Below are 20,227 nucleotides of genomic sequence, written 5' to 3' on the forward strand. Positions count from 1 at the left end.
GAGGTTTCACAATGTTGGTAATTCCCGCGATTGATCTCAAAGACGGCCAGTGTGTGCGCTTGAAGCAAGGCCGCATGGAAGATTCAACGTCCTACGGCGATGACCCTGTTGCCATGGCCGCTCGCTGGGTAGAAGCGGGTGCTCGCCGCCTGCACTTGGTTGATCTAAACGGCGCTTTTGAAGGCAAGCCGATGAACGGCGAGGCAGTCACCGCAATTGCGCGCGCCTACCCTAAACTGCCCATCCAAATTGGCGGTGGTATCCGCTCAGCGGAAACCATTGAGCATTATTTAAATGCCGGGGTTTCTTACGTCATTATTGGCACTAAAGCGGTTAAAGAGCCGAACTTCGTGGGCGAAATGTGCCGTGCGTTCCCAGGCCACATTATTGTTGGCCTGGATGCTAAAGATGGCTATGTGGCCACCGATGGCTGGGCGGAAGTATCCACTTTAAAGGCGACCGAGCTCGCCAAGCGCTTTGCCAATGACGGCGTTTCCAGCATTGTCTATACCGACATTGCCCGCGATGGCATGATGCAAGGCGTCAATGTAGAAGCCACGGCTGCGCTAGCCCGCGAAGGTGGCTTACCGGTGATTGCTTCCGGCGGCGTCACCAATTTAGACGACATTCGTGCGCTGTGTGATGTCGCTGACAGCGGCATTTTAGGCGCGATTACCGGCCGCGCGATCTATGAAGGCAGCCTCGATGTGGCAGAAGCTCAGCGCTTGAGCGATCAGCTTAGCGGAGGCGACAAATGAGTTTAGCGAAACGTATTATCCCCTGCTTAGATGTCGATGCCGGACGCGTGGTGAAAGGCGTTAACTTTGTAGGCATCCGTGATGCAGGCGATCCGGTCGAAATTGCCCAGCGCTATAACCAGCAGGGTGCCGATGAAATCACCTTCCTCGACATTACCGCCAGCCATGAAAACCGTGACACAACGGTCGACATGGTAGAGCGCATTGCCGGTGAAGTGTTTATTCCCCTCACCGTGGGGGGAGGCATCCGCAGCTGCGATGATATTCGCACGATGCTGAATGCAGGGGCTGATAAAGTCTCCATCAATACCGCCGCGGTGACCAACCCTGAGTTTGTTCGCGAAGCCGCCGAGCGCTTTGGCAGCCAATGTATTGTGGTGGCGATTGACGCTAAGAAGGTGTCTAAAGAAGGCGAGCCTCCTCGCTGGGAAATATTCACTCATGGTGGGCGTCGACCAACGGGACTGGATGCCATCGAGTGGGCCAAAAAGATGGTAGAGTTTGGTGCTGGCGAGTTATTGCTCACCAGTATGGATCGCGACGGCACTAAAGTGGGCTTTGATCTGGGGGTTACCCATGCTATTTCTGAAGCCGTCAGCGTGCCGGTAATTGCCTCTGGCGGTGTAGGAAACTTGGATCACTTAGTAGACGGCGTACTCAAAGGTGGTGCCGATGCAGTATTGGCAGCAAGCATCTTCCATTTCGGTGAATATACGATACCAGAAGCAAAACGTTACATGGCGGAACGTGGCATCGAAATGCGCCTTTAGCGAAACCACTTAGTAGTGAAATCACTTAGCAAAAAGCCCTTCTCTCAGGAACAGTGACATGCCTCGTTATTATCAATGGGCAGGAGGGATAGCAGGGATTTGGCTGAGCACTACCGTCTCAGCCTTTTCTTTGCCAGATTGGCCTCCCACCTTAGAACTCGATCACACACTGGTGCAAACCAGTTTGCTAACGCGCCACTTCGATCCTGACCCTGACCATACCAATCAGCAAAAACTGGTAAGCATTGAACTACATAATCCAGACCGCTGGTTAACAGGGGCGGCATGGTTTAAAAACTCGTTTGATCAACCAACCTGGTATTTTTATGCAGGGCGTGAATTCCCGCTTTGGCAATTTGCCGAAGAGATCAACGTACGCGCCAAGCTAACTGGCGGGCTACTACACGGCTATAAAGGTGAATATCGCGACAAGATTCCCTTTAACCATTTAGGCACGGCGCCTGCACTGCTACCCAGCATTGGCGTGCAATGGGGGCGCGTAGAATCAGATCTCATCATCTTCGGCACCGCCGGCATGATGGTGACGGCGGGCCTGCGGTTTTAACCAGCTTCGACAGCTACTCCTTGCCCTCGTCTAAGGTTAAACCAAGATTACTAATGCCGTTATTACGCCCTAGCTGACGAATTTCTTTTAGGTAGGCTTTAGTAATTGGCTCACTCACGGCGTCCAAAACAGCGTCCTGGAAATCATTTTCGTCGGCCATCAAGGGATGGTCGCGAATGATCAGCGCAAGCGCCTGGGCATCTTCTTCACCTTCCGTTAGCTCGATAAAAGCGCGAACGCCCGCTCGCGAGGTGCGGCTGACATCTAACACGGCTTCAGGCGACTCCCCCAGCAGCGTATCCAGCAGCGCGGATACCGACACAACAGCATCTAACGCTCGGCGCGCTCCAAAGCTCTCATCATCTTCCGGAGGTTCGCACTCAGCCAGCTTTTCCGCTTGCCGAGCAAAGTCAATGCTAGCATTAGAAACGCTCAGCCGTTCCCACACCAGGCTCAGCACAGTACGCAGTGTATGCTCGTCACCTAACCCCGTGGTTTGTTGATAAAGCGCGTAGTTAGGTAGCAGACGTTCACACAGGGCTGCCATAAACGCTTGCTGAGCGGGCAACGGCAACTGTTGAAGCCGCTGGTAAAATCCTAGGGGTTTAGCCACCATGCTGATTTCCTGGGTCACAATATTGGTGAAATGAACGCGATACGTTATCGTCGCACAAACGCGGCAGGAGATCCCTATCGCGTTATTAACATCGGCCGGCGAGGAGATTACCATGCATATTCATCTGCTACAGCACGGCCCTGACCATGGTCCCGCTCGTCTAACTGACTGGCTTGAGAGTATGGGCCATAGTTACACCGTTTTTCATCTTTATGCGGGCGAGCTAACTCCACGACCAGGTGAGTGCGATGCGCTAATTATACTGGATGGCCCTGAACGTCTAGTAAATGATCCACCCGATTGGTTTAAAGCCGAACGCAAGCTGATTAACCGCTATCTGGATGGGCAGAAACCATTATTGGGTATTGGCTTGGGCGCACTGTGGATAGCGGAGGCGCTGGATGCCGTTATTGCACCAGGCACCTACCCTGAAATTGGCTGGCACCAAATAACACTTGCCCCGGAAAGCACCTTTGACCTACCCGAACAATTTGAGGCATTTATGAGGCACCGCCTCGTGTTTAGCTTACCGGAAAGCGCACTACCGCTAGGCGGCAGTGCAGCAGCACCACTGCAAGGTTTTTCGTGGGACGCCGGGCGTGTCGTCGGTTTACTGTGTCATTTCGAAGCGACGGCTTCCAGCGTATCACCACTGCTCAATGCCGATGAATGGCCACAGCCCAAAACTGCCTCAGCAGGGCGCTTTATACAAACCAGTGAACAGATCCTAGAAAATGCTGGACGCTTTCATCAGTTAGCCCCGCTGCTAGACCGCGTGATGACCCAATGGCTGAAAGCGGCATAAGCTATAGATGAATACAACGCCGCTAAGCGCTCCACTGCCTAGCGGCTTCTAAGCAGCTTTCCCAATCGCCAACATGCAGTTCCACAGGGCGGTTATCTCGCTGCTTTTCAAGATGATAGCGATAAAGTGGGTCGTAATATTCGGTCAACAGTGGCGCAAGCCATGCTTCGTGGGCTTGAATATTCCCTAGTGCATGGGCATCAAAAGCCATACCTTGTAATCGCTGTAGACGCTGCAATCGGGCATTGCCTAAGCGTTTCGCCAAACGCTCCAGGGCATTGGCTAATTGGAGTCGCATACGTTGCCAGCCCTCTTGTGGGCCGTAACGGGCAGTGTAGCGCTGTTCAAGTGCTTCGATATAGTCGCGGCGCAACTGCTCTAAACGCCAATCCAAGGGCATCTCAATGCGTATTCGCGGCGCACGTTGCAGGGCATGCCAAAAGGTAAGCGGAATATTGGCATTACCGATTTGCCGCGACTCATCTTCTACCACTAAGCTTCCCGTCAGCCCAATTAAGCGCTTGGCTAAGGCATGCTCAAAATCAATTTGTGTTGTCGGCTCTTCTGGCTGCCTCCCAAAAGCCGATCCTTTATGGTTGGCAAAAGCCTCCAGATCAATGCCATTACTCAATTGATTGATTAGCGTCGTTTTCGCGCACCCCGTCAGCCCCGCCACGACCAGCATCGGCTGGCTGGAAGCCTCATCAATGCGCTGACATAGCCGTTGCCGCATCGCTTTCCAGCCACCGTCAATGCGCGGCCTGTTGATGCCTGCATCAGCAAGCCATTGCTGTGCAATTTGCGAACGCAGCCCTCCGCGAAAACAGTAGATAAGAGCGTCTGGTTGACGTGCTACGTATTCCAGCCACGCGTCAACGCGTGCTCGTTTAGTGTCACCGCTGACTAAACGTTCACCTAACCCGATTGCTACCTGCTGTCCGTGCTGTTTATAAGCAATACCAACTTGATGGCGCTCATCATCAACCATTAACGGTAAGTTAACCGCGCCAGGCAAACTGCCTTGAACAAATTCAACCGGGGCGCGCACATCTATCAGCGGTGTTGTTTGCGCAATTAAGTTCAATGATGCTGGAACAGTGGCTAGCGTCATCCAATGACCTCAATCAAAACGTCGCCTTGAGCTGCCTTCATGGTGCCAAACGGTACCAAGGTAAGACTGTGCTCACGACCAATACGCTCTACATCATCTTCCCAGGCAGGGTCGACACTGATCAGCAAACCACCTGACGTCTGAGGATCACACAGCCATTGCCAGTGAGCATCGTCCATCACAGGCAACGCTTTACCAAGGGCTTCGCGGTTGCGCAGCGAACCTCCGGGGACAGCGCCCTGCCGACGGTAGGCTTCGGCTTCTGCTAAACGGGGTAAGCGGCGAAAATCGATCTGCGCCATCACACCGCTTGCGCTGCACATTTCAGCTAGGTGTCCAGCAAGGCCAAACCCGGTGACATCCGTCATAGCGTTAACGCCTTTCACCTTAGCTAACTCAACACCGATATGATTGGGCTTGAGCATCGTTTCACGGGCAAGGCCATGGTGCCCAGCCTCTAACAAACCCCGTTTTTCGGCTGTGGTTAGTAGCCCTACGCCAAGTGGCTTGGTTAGGAATAACAGGTCATTAGGCTTTGCTTGGCTGTTGAGCTTTAAATGCGCTAAATCGACTAACCCGTTGACCGCCAAACCAAACATCGGCTCAGGAGCGTCGATCGAGTGACCGCCCGCTAACGCTACCCCTAGCTCACGACAAACAGCCTGGGCACCGGCAACAACATCACCCGCGATTTCTGCGCTGAGTTTATCCAGCGGCCAACCTAAAATTCCCAATGCCATGACCGGCGTGCCACCCATGGCATACACATCGCTAATCGCGTTAGTGGCAGCAATACGACCAAAATCAAAGGGGTCATCGACAATCGGCATAAAGAAGTCGGTGGTCGCAATCATGCCGCGGCCATCACCCAAATCATACACCGCTGCGTCTTCGCGTCCCTTGTTACCGACAATGAGTCGTTTATGGCCCGCGGCAGGCCCAGCTTTAGCAAGAATCCCATCCAGTACATCTGGTGCAATTTTGCAGCCGCAACCCGCTCCGTGACTATATTGGGTTAACCGAATTGCACTCATGGCGCATCTCCTTAGTCTTAATGCTTTTCCTTAGCATAGCTTACGCTACAACGCTTCCAGGGCATCGCTCAATTTATCAACAGGAATAACCTCCATTCCCTTCGGAGCCTGCTTAGGTGCGTTGCCGCGCGGAACAATTGCCCTTAGAAAACCGTGCTTAGCCGCTTCAGCAATGCGTTCTTGCCCACTGGGCACTGGCCGAATTTCTCCTGAAAGCCCCACTTCGCCAAACACCACTAGCTCTTTTGGCAGTGCGCGATTTTGCAGACTGGACACCACGGCTAACAGCACCGCTAAGTCAGCACTGGTTTCGAGCACTTTCACTCCACCCACCACGTTAAGGAAGACATCTTGATCACCAGTAAACAGACCACCGTGGCGATTTAATACGGCTAGCAGCATGGCAAGTCGGTTTTGATCGACGCCAACGGCAACACGGCGAGGATTACCCAGGGCAGACTCATCCACCAATGCCTGCACTTCCACGAGAATTGGCCGAGTGCCTTCCCACACCACCATGACCAAACTACCGGGTGCCTGCTCTTCTTGGCGTGAGAGGAAAATCGCGCTGGGGTTTTTAACCTCTTTCAGACCTTGCTCGAGCATTGCAAACACACCCAGCTCATTCACCGCGCCGAAGCGGTTTTTCTGGCCGCGGAGCGTTCTAAATCGAGAATCAGCTCCGCCCTCTAATAGCAACGAAGCATCAATCATATGCTCCAGCACTTTAGGACCCGCCAGCGTGCCATCTTTGGTCACATGTCCAACCAGCAAAAGAACCGTGTTCGTTTGCTTAGCAAAGCGTGTCAGCGCTGCCGCAGATTCCCGTACCTGGGCAACGCCCCCCGGCGCAGAGCTGATATCCTCCAGATGCATAGTCTGGATGGAGTCAATCACCAGAATCTCTGGCTTCTCCCGTTCAGACACCGCCAAGATGGTTTCCACGCTGGTCTCGGCCAACATTTTTAAGCCATTAGTAGGCAGCTGTAAGCGGTGGGCGCGCATGGCGACTTGGGAAAGCGACTCCTCCCCAGTGACATATAGAATACGCCGCTGCTGGGCGAGCTTGCAGGCAGTTTGTAGAAGCAGTGTAGATTTACCAGCGCCTGGATTCCCCCCCAGTAATACAGCGGAACCCGGCACTAAGCCACCACCCAGTACACGATCAAACTCGGCAAAGGTCGAGGTAAGGCGAGGAACCTCACTGAGATCCACATTGCCAAGATCCACCACATCTCGCGACAGGTCTCCAGCATAGCCCGCTCGTCCCGTCGCAGTACCACCTCCAGGTCGCGCACTGGCCAAACGAATCTCACTTAGCGTGTTCCACTCCTGGCAGCTGGAGCACTGGCCTTGCCACTTCCGATACTCTGCACCGCACTCGGTACATACAAAGGCACTCTTCGCTTTCGCCACCGCCATGTTGCTCCTGTTGATATCTTGATGTCGCCACTGAGATTTATGCATCAGATAGCTAGAAATGCAAAAGGCGGCCAATGGCCGCCTTTGAGCATCGCTTCACACTTTATTGACGCTGTAACTGCAGCATCTCGCCATTCTCGAAACGACGACGCTCTGGGTCGATCAGTTCCAACGTGCGCTCACTGATACGCTGGAAGTAGTAAATCTGACCATCGCCATTCGGCGTTAATTCATAGACAGTAGCATCTGGATCAGACGGCGTGCCCGTCAACACTTCCCAGTTCCCTGCATAGTTTTCGTCTGGTGGTGTTTGTGGATGATTACGATAAGTGGCGTTTAACGTGAACGTCCGCTCTTCAGGAGCACTCATTTCTTCGCCTATCATCGTCACATCCAAGTCGATACCATCGCAGTTGCGGCAAGGCAGCGTACCTTGGTAATTGACTTGAGAAGCAGTCATTCCTGCATCTTCACCCTGGCCCGTCGGGCCAGCTGCACAGCCCGCCAGCAGTGCCAACATAGCCGAGCCGGCTAGCAAACTCCTAAATTGCATTGAGTGTCTCCTTATCGTGTTGGACATACATTTCTTTCGCGCGCTTATGACAGCATAACCGCTACAAGGTGCGACGCCCACCCCCTTGCTTACTTGAATGCTTGCGCTCGGGCAGCCATCGGGTGACCATGGGGTATTAACATTAGGATAATCAGGTTACCCCCATGAGCCAATACTGGAGTCCAGCTGTTCGGGAGCTTACCCCCTATGTGCCAGGTGAGCAGCCCCGCGAACAGGTTATTAAACTCAACACCAATGAAAACCCTTATCCACCCGCGCCAGGGGTAAGCAAGGCGCTGCGCAATTATGCCACTGATCATTTGCGCCTGTATCCTGACCCTACCTCTTACGCATTGCGTACTGCGCTGGCTGAAAGCTATGGGGTTAGCGTGGCAGAAACCTTCGTCGGCAATGGGTCAGATGAAGTACTCGCGTTTGCGTTTCAGGCCTTCTTCTGCCATGACGCACCGCTGGATGTTCCCTCAATCACCTATAGCTTCTATCCTGTTTACGCCAATCTTTATGGCGTCACGCTTCGCAAACACCCACTAAATGCCCAGTGGGAAGTTGATATTGATGCCCTGGCGAGTGCATCAGAGCGCAGCGGCGTTATTTTTGCCAACCCAAACGCGCCGACTGGACACGCGCACTCCCTCGAAACCATTGAGGCTCTGCTTAAGCGCGTGACAAACCGGGTTGTATTAATCGATGAGGCTTATGTTGATTTCGGCGCTGAAAGCGCTGTCACCTTAGTTGAGCGCTACCCTAACCTGCTAGTCACGGGAACGTTCTCTAAATCACGTAGCTTGGCTGGTTTACGCTTGGGCTATGCCATTGGCTCCCCTGAGCTGATTGATGGCCTCCAGCGGGTCAAGGACTCGTTTAATTCCTATCCAGTGGATAGCCTAGCGAGCCTCATCGGCATTGAAGCTCTGAAAGATGAAGAACACTTTAACGCTTGCCGAAATAATGTGATCACGACCCGTGAGCGCACACGTCAGCGACTTGAGCAGCTAGGTTTTGAAGTACTGCCTTCAAAGGCCAACTTCGTGCTTACCCAGCATCACGATTTTGAAGGCGCTCAGCTGTTTGCAGGCCTCCGCGAGCGAGGAGTTTTGGTACGTCACTTTAATACTGACGCGCTCAACAACTTCTTACGCATCACAATCGGTACAGATGATGAAATGGATAGTTTAATAGAGGCACTGGAAGCAATCTGCCGCTAATTCTCACATTTTCAAAGCATAAAAAAATCCCTCAAGGCATCAGCCCTGGGGGATTTTTTCGAATAGTCTATAACCAATAGCGCAAACAAAAAACCCAGCCGATGGGCTGGGTTTCTTGTTAAATAAGTACCTGACGATGATCCGGGCGGCGTTCCGCTACTCTCCAGGGGAGACCCCTAAAAAGCAAAACCCCGACCAAATGGCCGGGGTTTCTCAATAAGTGCCTGACGATGACCTACTCTCGCATGGGGAGACCCCACACTACCATCGGCGCTAAGCGGTTTCACTTCTGAGTTCGGCATGGGATCAGGTGGTTCACGCGTGCTATGGTCGTCAGGCGTAACTTTTAATGCATATCATGCTGAACATGTCACTGATGTTTTGTGGCGTCTCTCGTCTCCTGTCGCTGACAGGAAGCGCGTATCCGGTTTTCATTATCACTACGACCAGACCCCTTGGGTGTTATAGGGTCAAGCCTCACGGGCCATTAGTACACGTTAGCTCAACGCCTTGCAGCGCTTCCACACCGTGCCTATCAACCAGCTGGTCTCGCTGGGCCCTTCAGGAGGCTCTAGGCCTCAGGGATGTCTCATCTTGAAGGGGGCTTCCCGCTTAGATGCTTTCAGCGGTTATCCCGTCCGCACATAGCTACCCGGCAATGCCACTGGCGTGACAACCGGAACACCAGAGGTGCGTCCACTCCGGTCCTCTCGTACTAGGAGCAGCCCTTCTCAAACATCCAACGCCCACGGCAGATAGGGACCGAACTGTCTCACGACGTTCTAAACCCAGCTCGCGTACCACTTTAAATGGCGAACAGCCATACCCTTGGGACCGACTTCAGCCCCAGGATGTGATGAGCCGACATCGAGGTGCCAAACACCGCCGTCGATGTGAACTCTTGGGCGGTATCAGCCTGTTATCCCCGGAGTACCTTTTATCCGTTGAGCGATGGCCCTTCCATACAGAACCACCGGATCACTAGAACCTGCTTTCGCACCTGCTCGACGTGTCTGTCTCGCAGTCAAGCACCCTTATGCTCTTGCACTCACTGCACGATGTCCGACCGTGCTGAGGGTACCTTCGTGCTCCTCCGTTACTCTTTGGGAGGAGACCGCCCCAGTCAAACTACCCACCACACACTGTCCTCGATCCGGATAACGGACCTGAGTGAGAACGCCAATGATGCCAGGCTGGTATTTCAAGGTTGGCTCCCCTCGAACTGGCGTCCGAGATTCAAAGCCTCCCAGCTATCCTACACAGGCAACATCAGCGTCCAGTGTGAAGCTATAGTAAAGGTTCACGGGGTCTTTCCGTCTAGCCGCGGGTACACCGCATCTTCACGGCGATTTCAATTTCACTGAGTCTCGGGTGGAGACAGCGTGGCCATCATTACGCCATTCGTGCAGGTCGGAACTTACCCGACAAGGAATTTCGCTACCTTAGGACCGTTATAGTTACGGCCGCCGTTTACCGGGGCTTCAATCAAGAGCTTCGGACGAATCCTAACACCATCATTTAACCTTCCGGCACCGGGCAGGCGTCACACCCTATACGTCCGCTTGCGCGTTAGCAGAGTGCTGTGTTTTTACTAAACAGTTGCAGCCACCTGGTATCTTCGACCGGTTCGGGCTTAGAGAGCAAGTCTCGTCACCCTACGCCGGCGTGCCTTCTCCCGAAGTTACGGCACCATTTTGCCTAGTTCCTTCACCCGAGTTCTCTCAAGCGCCTTGGGATTCTCACCCTGACCACCTGTGTCGGTTTGGGGTACGGTCGCACATGATCTGAAGCTTAGAGGCTTTTCCTGGAAGCGTGGCATCAATGACTTCCTGACCGTGGTCAGTTCGTTTCGTGTCTCGGCCTTAAGGCATCCCGGATTTACCTAAGATACCAGCCTACTCACTTTCACCAGGACAACCAACGCCTGGCTCACCTAGCCTTCTCCGTCCCCCCATCGCAATCATGTCCGGTACAGGAATATTGACCTGTTTCCCATCGACTACGCCTTTCGGCCTCGCCTTAGGGGCCGACTCACTCTGCTCCGATTAGCGTCGAACAGAAACCCTTGGTCTTCCGGCGAGGGAGTTTTTCACTCCCTTTATCGTTACTCATGTCAGCATTCGCACTCGTGATACCTCCAGCGAACTTCTCAATTCACCTTCATCGGCTTACACGACGCTCCTCTACCGCTCACACATAGTGTGAACCCGTAGCTTCGGTACCTGGTTTAGCCCCGTTACATCTTCCGCGCAGGCCGACTCGACTAGTGAGCTATTACGCTTTCTTTAAAGGATGGCTGCTTCTAAGCCAACCTCCTAGCTGTCTGAGCCTTCCCACATCGTTTCCCACTTAACCAGGATTTCGGGACCTTAGCTGACGGTCTGGGTTGTTTCCCTTTTCACGACGGACGTTAGCACCCGCCGTGTGTCTCCCACGCTTGCACTCACCGGTATTCGGAGTTTGCCTCGGGTTGGTAAGTCGGGATGACCCCCTAGCCGAAACAGTGCTCTACCCCCGGCGGTGATACGTGAGGCGCTACCTAAATAGCTTTCGAGGAGAACCAGCTATCTCCGAGCTTGATTAGCCTTTCACTCCGATCCACAAGTCATCCAAATCTTTTTCAACAGATCCTGGTTCGGGCCTCCAGTTGATGTTACTCAACCTTCACCCTGCTCATGGATAGATCGCTCGGTTTCGGGTCTATATCCAGCGACTATGTCGCCCAGTTAAGACTCGGTTTCCCTACGGCTCCCCTAAACGGTTAACCTCGCCACTGAATATAAGTCGCTGACCCATTATACAAAAGGTACGCAGTCACAGAACAAGTCTGCTCCTACTGCTTGTACGCACACGGTTTCAGGATCTATTTCACTCCCCTCTCCGGGGTTCTTTTCGCCTTTCCCTCACGGTACTGGTTCACTATCGGTCAGCCAGGAGTATTTAGCCTTGGAGGATGGTCCCCCCGTCTTCAGTCAAGGTTTCTCGTGCCCCGACCTACTCGATTTCACATGATCAGATTTTCGACTACGGGGCTATCACCCACTATGGCCGCGCTTCCCAGCGCATTCGCCTAATCAGTCACATGCTTAAGGGCTGGTCCCCGTTCGCTCGCCGCTACTAGGGGAATCTCGGTTGATTTCTTTTCCTCAGGGTACTTAGATGTTTCAGTTCCCCTGGTTCGCCTCTTACGCCTATATATTCAGCGTAAGATACTCATCTTATGATGAGTGGGTTTCCCCATTCAGAAATGCCCGGGTCACAGGTTGTTTGCCACCTCGCCGAGCCTTATCGCAGGCTTCCACGTCTTTCATCGCCTCTGGCTGCCTAGGCATCCACCGTGTGCGCTTCATTGCTTGACCCTATAACCCGAAGGAGTCTGGTATCTCGCAATGATAACGATTGCCGGATACGCTTGAGACGTATCACAAAACAATTACGTATAAACGTTTTAAAACGTTTATGTCAGCATGATATACATTGTTAAAGAGCGACTGCTATGCGCAGTGATAAGCGAGTGCTTTTTTTCACATTAAGAGGAAAAGAAAGGTCTTTAAAGAAGATCTTCAAAAAGGTCTTTTCTCTTTCTTCAACATGAAGAAAACGCTTATCACTGCGTATCAACAGCATTCTGATCAGGTAATTCATTGTGAGCGCTTACCGCGAGGGATGATGCATCGTTTAAGGAGGTGATCCAGCCGCAGGTTCCCCTACGGCTACCTTGTTACGACTTCACCCCAGTCATGAACCACACCGTGGTGATCGCTTTCCCGAAGGTTAAGCTAACCACTTCTGGTGCAGTCCACTCCCATGGTGTGACGGGCGGTGTGTACAAGGCCCGGGAACGTATTCACCGTGACATTCTGATTCACGATTACTAGCGATTCCGACTTCACGGAGTCGAGTTGCAGACTCCGATCCGGACTGAGACCGGCTTTTCGGGATTAGCTGACTCTCGCGAGCTCGCAACCCTTTGTACCGGCCATTGTAGCACGTGTGTAGCCCTACTCGTAAGGGCCATGATGACTTGACGTCGTCCCCACCTTCCTCCGGTTTGTCACCGGCAGTCTCCTTAGAGTTCCCGGCATTACCCGCTGGCAAATAAGGACAAGGGTTGCGCTCGTTACGGGACTTAACCCAACATTTCACAACACGAGCTGACGACAGCCATGCAGCACCTGTCTCTGCGTTCCCGAAGGCACCAAGTGATCTCTCACAAGTTCGCAGGATGTCAAGAGTAGGTAAGGTTCTTCGCGTTGCATCGAATTAAACCACATGCTCCACCGCTTGTGCGGGCCCCCGTCAATTCATTTGAGTTTTAACCTTGCGGCCGTACTCCCCAGGCGGTCGACTTATCGCGTTAACTTCGCCACAAAGTGCGCTAGGCACCCAACGGCTGGTCGACATCGTTTACGGCGTGGACTACCAGGGTATCTAATCCTGTTTGCTACCCACGCTTTCGCACCTCAGTGTCAGTGTCAGTCCAGAAGGCCGCCTTCGCCACTGGTATTCCTCCCGATCTCTACGCATTTCACCGCTACACCGGGAATTCTACCTTCCTCTCCTGCACTCTAGCTTGACAGTTCCGGATGCCGTTCCCAGGTTGAGCCCGGGGCTTTCACAACCGGCTTATCAAGCCACCTACGCGCGCTTTACGCCCAGTAATTCCGATTAACGCTTGCACCCTCCGTATTACCGCGGCTGCTGGCACGGAGTTAGCCGGTGCTTCTTCTGCGAGTGATGTCTTTCCTAATGGGTATTAACCACTAGGCGTTCTTCCTCGCTGAAAGTGCTTTACAACCCGAGGGCCTTCTTCACACACGCGGCATGGCTGGATCAGGCTTTCGCCCATTGTCCAATATTCCCCACTGCTGCCTCCCGTAGGAGTTCGGGCCGTGTCTCAGTCCCGATGTGGCTGATCATCCTCTCAGACCAGCTACGGATCGTTGCCTTGGTGAGCCATTACCTCACCAACTAGCTAATCCGACATAGGCTCATCCAATAGCGGGAGCCGGAGCCCCCTTTCTCCCGTAGGACGTATGCGGTATTAGCCTGGGTTTCCCCAGGTTATCCCCCACTATCGGGCAGATTCCTATGCATTACTCACCCGTCCGCCGCTCGTCAGCGGGTAGCAAGCTACCCCTGTTACCGCTCGACTTGCATGTGTTAGGCCTGCCGCCAGCGTTCAATCTGAGCCATGATCAAACTCTTCAGTTTAAAATCATTGTGATACTTACTCGTCACTCGAAAACGTGATGTTTACGAACAACAAAAGCGCATCAAACTTGGCTCAAGGTTCAAACGAATTCATTCAACTATTGTTTAAAAACTTACGTTTAAAAACTGTCGTTCTCATGACCGCTTGCCTTGATATTTGGTGATTTATCACCCTCATCGGCAAGCGCCCACATGAATTACCTGATCAAATTGTTAAAGAGCTGTTTTCACTGCTGAACTTCCGAAGAAGTAACTGGCTAGCCGATGAACTGGCTTGCCTCAGCGAGGAAGGCGTATTCTACGCATTTCCTAGTGTTTGTCAATCACTGTTTTGAGTGAGTGAAGCGAGTGAGCGAAGAAAGCGAGATAACGTTGCTTTCTGGCGCGGCTCGTTTCAAAAAGCGTTGGAAGACATCGCAGTATATTGCTGCTGAGTTCTTCTAACTCTCTGACAAACCGAAGGTTTTCACCTTCATTCACCGCTGGTAACGCTGTGCGTCCCCGGCAGCGGATGCGTACTTTACGGATTCGCTGCCGTCTTGGCAAGTGGTTTTTTGAGAAAATGTGAATAAACTTTAGCTTTTAGGCTTGGCCTTGCGCATAACGGCCAATACCGGGCCTGAGCACACATAAGCACCAAAAAGCAGTAGCAGCATTACAGATGGTTCCACTGAGATCATTACGAACCCTAGCACCACCGCTAGAAGCACAACAAAAGGTACAGGCTTTTTGAAATCGAGGTCTTTAAAGCTGTAATAACGAATATTGCTAACCATGAGCACACCCGCAGCCCCTACGACAAATAGCATTAGCAGCTTAAAACCTACCGCATCCGCATCAAAACTATGGAAGGTCCACACACTTGCAGCCACTAAAGCGGCAGCGGATGGGCTTGGCAAGCCAATAAACCATTTCTTATCAACACTACCAATCTGTACATTAAAGCGCGCCAGGCGCAGTGCAGCACAAGCCACATAAAGAAATGCCACCACCCAGCCAGTTTTACCGATGTCTTGTAAAATCCAGGTAAAGGCCACCAATGCAGGCGCCATACCGAAAGAGATCATGTCGGAAAGGCTATCGTACTCTGCGCCAAACTCGCTTTGGGTATTGGTCATACGGGCAACACGGCCATCAAGCCCGTCAAGCACCATGGCGATAAAAATTGCCACTGCTGCCGAAGTGAATTCTCCGTTAATGCCAGCTACCACCGCGAAGAACCCTGAAAACAGCGCAGACGTAGTAAACAAGTTAGGTAATAAGTAAATGCCTTTTCGGCGAATTTTCTTACCGTCCTCAACCGCTTCTTCAACCACTTCGGTTTCGCGCAAAAAAACGCTAGCCAGATCTTCATTACTTACGTTGTCATGACTTACGCTGCCATTACTTACCTTTTCGTGACTAGCATCTTCTTGCTCTCCAGCACCACTAGCTTCTGTTTTCTGGCCTTCTTGAGGCACTGACTGCGGGGCCTGTTTACGCTCTTGATCGCGAGCATCCTGGGTCATAAATATCATCCGTTTGAAGTGAAGTCACCAGCACAGTGATCTCTTTTCATTCTACACGGTGAAGCTAACTCAGCCAGTCAATTGCAGCATGCAACGCCAAACGCCTCGGGGCGCAACAATGTGCGCCCCGAGGCTTTAACTAGCGTACTAACACGCTAACCGCTTAGTTTTTCGATTTATCAACCAACTGGTTGGCAGCAATCCACGGCATCATGCCACGTAGCTTAGCGCCTACTTGCTCAATTTCGTGTTCAGCATTCAAGCGACGACGTGCCGTCATCGACGGGTAGTTAGTGTTGCCTTCCTGAATGAACATTTTGGCATACTCACCCGTTTGGATACGCTTGAGTGCATTGCGCATTGCGACACGAGACTCATCGTTAATCACTTCAGGGCCAGTAACGTACTCACCGTACTCCGCATTGTTGGAGATGGAGTAGTTCATGTTGGCGATGCCGCCTTCGTACATCAGGTCAACAATCAGCTTAAGCTCATGCAGACACTCGAAGTAAGCCATTTCTGGCGCATAACCCGCTTCAGTCAGCGTTTCAAAGCCAGCTTTAACCAGCTCAACTGCGCCGCCACACAGAACTGCTTGCTCACCGAACAGATCTGTTTCGGTCTCATCTTTGAAGGTAGTTTCGATAATGCCGCTACGGCCACCACCAACGCCTGCCGCGTAGGAAAGCGCTAATTCTTTGGCATTACCAGACGCATCCTGGTGGATAGCGATCAGGTCAGGAATACCGCCACCTTTAACGAACTCAGAGCGTACCGTGTGTCCCGGTGCTTTCGGGGCGATCATGATGACATCAAGATCTTTACGCGGCTCGATTTGGTTGTAGTGGATATTAAAGCCATGAGCGAAGGCCAAGGTCGCGCCTTCTTTCAAGTTCGGCTCTACTTCTTGCTCGTAGATTGCTTTTTGATTCTCATCCGGCGCCAGAATCATGACAACGTCTGCGGTTTTGCACGCTTCTGGAACGCTTGCCACTTTCAGGCCTGCGGCTTCTGCTTTGGCGGCAGAGGAAGAACCTTTGCGCAGAGCAACCGTGACGTCGACGCCAGACTCTTTCAAGTTATTCGCATGGGCATGGCCTTGCGAACCATAACCAACAATAGTGACTTTCTTGGCTTGGATGAGGGATAGATCACAATCTTTATCGTAATAAACGTGCATAGCAAGACTCCAAAAATCGAATTTGATCAAAAAATGATCGTTATATAGGAATAATTTATATATGTCGTATCAGCGTTGATGGCCACCCGTGCCGTCTTTTGCAGCACTGGGCTTTGGCGTTGAGATCACTCTACGCCACCGCCACCATTGCGTAAAACGCTATATTTGCAACATACTATTTCTAATTATGAAACATCGATCTTAACAGTGGGCTTCCTATGGATTTTCGCTTATTAAAGCATGTGGTAACGCTGGCCGAGACGCTGCATTTTGGCCGCGCCAGCGAGCTTTGTCATATCAGCCCATCCACCTTAAGCCGCTCAATTCAGCAGGTTGAAGGCGAGCTAGGCACGCAACTATTTGAGCGCGACAATCGCCATGTCACGCTAACTCCTCAAGGCTTAGCGTTTCAGCGCTATGCAAAAGAGACCTTAGAGCAATGGGAAATGCAAAAGCGAACACTGGCCGCCACGGTGGCACAGCTGAGTGGCGAAATAAGCATTTACTGTTCGGTAACCGCGAGCTATAGCTTTCTCTACGAACTACTGAGTGATGTGCGTACTCGGCACCCTGGTATCGAATTAAAGCTGCATACCGGTGACCCCGCTGACGCCATGTCACGGGTACTGGAAGGCGCAGACGATATGGCCATTACCCCCCGTCCGCGAATTCCACCCAGCGCTCTGGCCTTTAAATCGCTTACCCGCTCGCCGCTGCTGTTTATTGGACCTACAGAAGCCCACGACTGGCTGCCAAGTCAGCCGGAAAGCTCAACAGCCGAGCAGTGGCGTGATGTTCCGATGATTCTTTCAGAGGCAGGGCTTTCAAGGGAGTACGCCAACACGTGGTTTAAGGCGATGGGTATAACGCCGCGCATTTATGCCCAAGTAGCTGGGCACGAAGCGATTGTGAGCATGGTGGGGCTGGGATTTGGCGTGGGCGTGGTACCCAAAATCGTGTTAGATAACAGCCCGCTGTCCGAACGTGTGCAAGTGCTCAGCGTAAAACCCGAGCTCCCCCACTACGATGTCGGAGTTTGCGTGCTTAACCGACGCCTCAAAAATCCGATGATTGACGCGTTTTGGGCGACTGTGACGCCACGTTAACGCACGCTTATAAGAACACAAAAAAAGCCGCCCTGATAAGGACGGCTTTTCCAACGGCTTACTCAGCTAGCATGCCGCGTTTACAACGATAGAACTTTATCGCCACGAGCGATACCGGACACCCCGGTACGCGCCACTTCGAGAATGCCTACCGGCGCCATGGCCTGTAGAAATGCATCCAACTTAGCAGCGTCACCGGTAATCTGAACGGTATACAGGCTTGGCGTTACGTCGACGATCTGCGCCCGGAAAATATCCACCGTACGCTTCACTTCATCGCGGGCAGCGCCTAACGCTTTTACTTTCACCAACATCAGCTCACGCTCAATGTGGTTACCTTCCGTCAGGTCGACCAGCTTCACCACATCAATCAGCTTATTCAGATGCTTGGTGATTTGCTCAATCACGCGGTCATCACCCACGGTGGTCACCGTCAGGCGTGACAGCGACGGGTCTTCGGTCGGTGCAACGTTCAGCGTTTCAATGTTGAAGTTACGCTGGGAGAACAGCCCGACCACACGTGACAGCGCACCCGGTTCGTTTTCCATCAGAATCGAGATGATATGACGCATCAGGTACGCTCCGTTTTAGACAGCAGCATGTCACGCATGGCACCCAACGGCACCTGCATCGGATAGACGTGCTCAAAGGGATCAACCTTCACATCCAGGAACACCAGCTCATACTTGTCGGCAAAGGCGCGCTCTAGCGCCGGCTCCAACTCGTCAAGGGTATTCACGGTGATTGCGGTAAATCCGTAAGCCTCAATGAGCATGTGGAAGTCTGGCAGCGACTCCATATAGGAGTGCGCATGACGGGACTTGTAGTTCAAATCTTGCCACTGCCGCACCATGCCAAGCGATGCATTGTTGAGGTTTACAATTTTGACGCCCACGCCGTACTGCTTACAGGTAGAGAGCTCCTGCATCATCATCTGAAAGCTGCCTTCCCCTGTTACACACACGACATCGTCATCAGGGAAGTTCTGTTTGATACCCATGGCAGCCGGGAAGCCAAAGCCCATGGTGCCCAAACCACCCGAAGTGATCAGACGGTTAGGCTTATCAAACTTGTAGTACTGAGCAGCAAACATTTGGTGCTGGCCAACATCCGTCGTCACATAGGCTTCACCGCGAGTAACACGGCATAGCGCTTCGATAACTTCCTGTGGCTTCAACACTTCGCCTGGCTTAGAAGGCTCATATAGCTTGCCTTCACGCTCGGCGCGCCACCCGTCAATCTTTTGCCACCACTCGGTTAGCGCTTCAGGCTGCGAAATTGACTGACCTTGAACCAGGCTGATCATTTCATTAATAACGCTAGACGCTGGCCCAACGATGGGCACATCTGCGCGTACGGTTTTAGATACCGAACTTGGGTCCACATCCACGTGAATGATTTTTGCCGTGGGGCAAAACTTCGACGTGTTGTTGGTCACTCGGTCATCAAAACGCGCGCCAATAGCGATAATCAAATCCGCATGGTGCATAGCCATATTGGACTCATACGAGCCGTGCATCCCTAACCAGCCCAGGCACTGCCGATCACTTTGCGGATAGGCGCCAATGCCCATCAGCGTCGTGGTAATGGGGAAGCCGAGCTGTTTGACCAAATCGGTCAACCCTTCGCTTGCCTTGCCAGTTACCACGCCACCGCCGGTATAGAACACCGGACGTTTGGCTTTCAGCATCATCTCAACGGCTTTTTTAATTTGCCCCGTATGTCCCCGGGTAACCGGGTTATAGGAGCGCATCTTGACCTTTTTCGGGTAGACGTACTCATAGCGCTCGGTCGGTGCTGTCATATCTTTAGGAATATCGACCACGACCGGACCCGGGCGGCCAGTCGCCGCGAGATAGAAGGCTTTTTTCAGCACTTCTGGAATCTCAGACGGATGCCGAATTGAGAAGCTGTGCTTCACGATGGGGCGAGTCACACCCACAATATCGGTTTCCTGGAAGGCATCGTCACCAATCAGGTGGCTCATGACCTGACCGCACAGCACGACCATTGGAATCGAATCCATATAGGCAGTCGCAATGCCGGTAACCGCATTGGTAGCACCAGGACCCGAGGTGACAAGCACCACGCCTGGTTTGCCCGCTGCACGAGCATAACCATCGGCTGCGTGAGTCGCTGCCTGTTCGTGACGCACAAGAATGTGCTTCACCTTGTCCTGGCGGAACAACGCATCGTAAATGTGCAGCGCCGCGCCGCCGGGATAACCATAAATGTACTCAACGCCCTCATCCTGCAAGAAGCGGGCGATCATATCTGCGCCGGAAAGCAGTTCCACTGTGTTTCTCCCCTGGAGGTCTCGAGTGCGATCCGCAGGACATCCTGCGGTGTCGAGTGCGGC

15 protein-coding genes and 3 rRNA genes are annotated in these 20,227 nt (G+C 52.6%); 6 read left to right on the forward strand and 12 right to left on the reverse strand.

Annotation, left to right across the window (positions count from 1 at the left end; genetic code table 11):
- Nucleotides 1–11 precede the first annotated feature (11 nt).
- The 3 genes from hisA to J4377_RS15435 are packed head-to-tail and all read left to right on the forward strand — an operon-like array spanning nucleotide 12 to nucleotide 2,093.
- Nucleotides 12–758 carry a 1-(5-phosphoribosyl)-5-[(5-phosphoribosylamino)methylideneamino]imidazole-4-carboxamide isomerase gene (gene hisA, locus J4377_RS15425; protein WP_095604466.1) on the forward strand — a complete coding sequence of 249 codons (747 nt, stop codon included), beginning with the start codon at nucleotides 12–14 and terminating at the stop codon, nucleotides 756–758.
- Nucleotides 755–1,528, forward strand: coding sequence for an imidazole glycerol phosphate synthase subunit HisF (gene hisF, locus J4377_RS15430; protein ID WP_038478299.1), 774 nt, complete (start codon nucleotides 755–757; stop codon nucleotides 1,526–1,528). The genes hisA and hisF overlap by 4 nt, the downstream gene beginning before the upstream one ends.
- Nucleotides 1,529–1,586: 58 nt before the next feature.
- Nucleotides 1,587–2,093, forward strand: a complete 507-nt coding sequence (locus tag J4377_RS15435; RefSeq protein WP_051626361.1) for a hypothetical protein — start codon at nucleotides 1,587–1,589, stop codon at nucleotides 2,091–2,093.
- Nucleotides 2,094–2,106: 13 nt separating this feature from the next.
- Here J4377_RS15435 and J4377_RS15440 read toward each other — a convergent pair whose 3' ends face one another.
- Nucleotides 2,107–2,709, reverse strand: coding sequence for a YjaG family protein (locus J4377_RS15440; RefSeq protein WP_038478301.1), 603 nt, complete (start codon nucleotides 2,707–2,709; stop codon nucleotides 2,107–2,109).
- A gap of 112 nt (nucleotides 2,710–2,821) precedes the next feature.
- Between J4377_RS15440 and J4377_RS15445 the strand changes: the two genes are divergently transcribed.
- Nucleotides 2,822–3,514: a type 1 glutamine amidotransferase gene (locus J4377_RS15445; RefSeq protein WP_253486095.1), complete on the forward strand. Its 693-nt coding sequence runs from the start codon at nucleotides 2,822–2,824 to the stop codon at nucleotides 3,512–3,514.
- 22 nt (nucleotides 3,515–3,536) lie between these two features.
- On the opposite strand, the gene mnmH is transcribed toward J4377_RS15445, so the two are convergent.
- From mnmH to J4377_RS15465, 4 genes are all read right to left on the reverse strand, one after another.
- Entirely contained in the window at nucleotides 3,537–4,625 is a 1,089-nt protein-coding gene (gene mnmH / locus J4377_RS15450) for a tRNA 2-selenouridine(34) synthase MnmH (RefSeq protein ID WP_253486096.1), read from the reverse strand.
- Nucleotides 4,622–5,659: a selenide, water dikinase SelD gene (gene selD, locus J4377_RS15455; protein ID WP_095604463.1), complete on the reverse strand. Its 1,038-nt coding sequence runs from the start codon at nucleotides 5,657–5,659 to the stop codon at nucleotides 4,622–4,624. The genes mnmH and selD overlap by 4 nt, the downstream gene beginning before the upstream one ends.
- A 45-nt stretch (nucleotides 5,660–5,704) precedes the next feature.
- A complete protein-coding gene (radA, locus tag J4377_RS15460) occupies nucleotides 5,705–7,075 on the reverse strand; it encodes a DNA repair protein RadA (protein ID WP_038478312.1) in 1,371 nt (456 codons plus the stop codon).
- A 109-nt stretch (nucleotides 7,076–7,184) separates the two neighbouring features.
- A complete protein-coding gene (locus J4377_RS15465; RefSeq protein WP_038478315.1) occupies nucleotides 7,185–7,634 on the reverse strand; it encodes a copper resistance protein NlpE N-terminal domain-containing protein in 450 nt (149 codons plus the stop codon).
- A gap of 164 nt (nucleotides 7,635–7,798) precedes the next feature.
- Between J4377_RS15465 and hisC the strand changes: the two genes are divergently transcribed.
- The gene (gene hisC / locus J4377_RS15470; protein WP_253486097.1) at nucleotides 7,799–8,860 is read left to right on the forward strand and encodes a histidinol-phosphate transaminase; all 1,062 of its coding nucleotides are present in this window, start codon (nucleotides 7,799–7,801) and stop codon (nucleotides 8,858–8,860) included.
- 222 nt (nucleotides 8,861–9,082) lie between these two features.
- On the opposite strand, the gene rrf is transcribed toward hisC, so the two are convergent.
- The 5 genes from rrf to ilvC form a co-directional block, all read right to left on the reverse strand.
- Nucleotides 9,083–9,198, reverse strand: a 5S ribosomal RNA gene (gene rrf / locus J4377_RS15475).
- A gap of 128 nt (nucleotides 9,199–9,326) precedes the next feature.
- A 23S ribosomal RNA gene (locus J4377_RS15480) occupies nucleotides 9,327–12,219 on the reverse strand.
- A 320-nt stretch (nucleotides 12,220–12,539) separates the two neighbouring features.
- Nucleotides 12,540–14,074, reverse strand: a 16S ribosomal RNA gene (locus tag J4377_RS15485).
- Together the 16S, 23S and 5S rRNA genes form the textbook arrangement of a ribosomal RNA operon.
- 575 nt (nucleotides 14,075–14,649) lie before the next feature.
- Nucleotides 14,650–15,582: a CDP-diacylglycerol--serine O-phosphatidyltransferase gene (gene pssA, locus J4377_RS15490; protein ID WP_095603765.1), complete on the reverse strand. Its 933-nt coding sequence runs from the start codon at nucleotides 15,580–15,582 to the stop codon at nucleotides 14,650–14,652.
- 163 nt (nucleotides 15,583–15,745) lie between these two features.
- The gene (gene ilvC / locus J4377_RS15495) at nucleotides 15,746–16,762 is read right to left on the reverse strand and encodes a ketol-acid reductoisomerase (protein WP_253486098.1); all 1,017 of its coding nucleotides are present in this window, start codon (nucleotides 16,760–16,762) and stop codon (nucleotides 15,746–15,748) included.
- Between the two features lie 218 nt (nucleotides 16,763–16,980).
- Between ilvC and ilvY the strand changes: the two genes are divergently transcribed.
- Nucleotides 16,981–17,868 (forward strand): HTH-type transcriptional activator IlvY, encoded by an 888-nt coding sequence (gene ilvY / locus J4377_RS15500; protein WP_095603764.1) that lies wholly within the window; start codon nucleotides 16,981–16,983, stop codon nucleotides 17,866–17,868.
- An 80-nt stretch (nucleotides 17,869–17,948) separates the two neighbouring features.
- Here the strand turns inward: ilvY and ilvN are convergent, their stop codons facing one another.
- Nucleotides 17,949–18,440 carry an acetolactate synthase small subunit gene (gene ilvN, locus J4377_RS15505; RefSeq protein WP_027336791.1) on the reverse strand — a complete coding sequence of 164 codons (492 nt, stop codon included), beginning with the start codon at nucleotides 18,438–18,440 and terminating at the stop codon, nucleotides 17,949–17,951.
- Nucleotides 18,440–20,164 carry an acetolactate synthase 3 large subunit gene (locus J4377_RS15510; protein ID WP_253488159.1) on the reverse strand — a complete coding sequence of 575 codons (1,725 nt, stop codon included), beginning with the start codon at nucleotides 20,162–20,164 and terminating at the stop codon, nucleotides 18,440–18,442. Before J4377_RS15510 ends, ilvN begins: the two co-directional genes overlap by 1 nt.
- Nucleotides 20,165–20,227: the final 63 nt, after the last annotated feature.

Source organism: Halomonas sp. XH26, from assembly GCF_024138895.1.
Lineage (GTDB): Bacteria > Pseudomonadota > Gammaproteobacteria > Pseudomonadales > Halomonadaceae > Vreelandella > Vreelandella alkaliphila.

What these genes read in the sequence shown, in the direction of transcription:
- ilvY (WP_095603764.1), top strand. Translation starts at nt 16,981, where the DNA reads ATGGATTTTCGCTTATTAAAGCATGTGGTAACGCTGGCCGAGACGCTG.
- hisA (WP_095604466.1), top strand. Translation starts at nt 12, where the DNA reads ATGTTGGTAATTCCCGCGATTGATCTCAAAGACGGCCAGTGTGTGCGC.
- J4377_RS15435 (WP_051626361.1), top strand. Translation starts at nt 1,587, where the DNA reads ATGCCTCGTTATTATCAATGGGCAGGAGGGATAGCAGGGATTTGGCTG.
- hisC (WP_253486097.1), top strand. Translation starts at nt 7,799, where the DNA reads ATGAGCCAATACTGGAGTCCAGCTGTTCGGGAGCTTACCCCCTATGTG.
- selD (WP_095604463.1), bottom strand. Translation starts at nt 5,659, where the DNA reads ATGAGTGCAATTCGGTTAACCCAATATAGTCACGGAGCGGGTTGCGGC.
- ilvN (WP_027336791.1), bottom strand. Translation starts at nt 18,440, where the DNA reads ATGCGTCATATCATCTCGATTCTGATGGAAAACGAACCGGGTGCGCTG.
- pssA (WP_095603765.1), bottom strand. Translation starts at nt 15,582, where the DNA reads ATGACCCAGGATGCTCGCGATCAAGAGCGTAAACAGGCCCCGCAGTCA.
- J4377_RS15445 (WP_253486095.1), top strand. Translation starts at nt 2,822, where the DNA reads ATGCATATTCATCTGCTACAGCACGGCCCTGACCATGGTCCCGCTCGT.
- ilvC (WP_253486098.1), bottom strand. Translation starts at nt 16,762, where the DNA reads ATGCACGTTTATTACGATAAAGATTGTGATCTATCCCTCATCCAAGCC.
- mnmH (WP_253486096.1), bottom strand. Translation starts at nt 4,625, where the DNA reads ATGACGCTAGCCACTGTTCCAGCATCATTGAACTTAATTGCGCAAACA.
- J4377_RS15440 (WP_038478301.1), bottom strand. Translation starts at nt 2,709, where the DNA reads ATGGTGGCTAAACCCCTAGGATTTTACCAGCGGCTTCAACAGTTGCCG.
- hisF (WP_038478299.1), top strand. Translation starts at nt 755, where the DNA reads ATGAGTTTAGCGAAACGTATTATCCCCTGCTTAGATGTCGATGCCGGA.
- J4377_RS15465 (WP_038478315.1), bottom strand. Translation starts at nt 7,634, where the DNA reads ATGCAATTTAGGAGTTTGCTAGCCGGCTCGGCTATGTTGGCACTGCTG.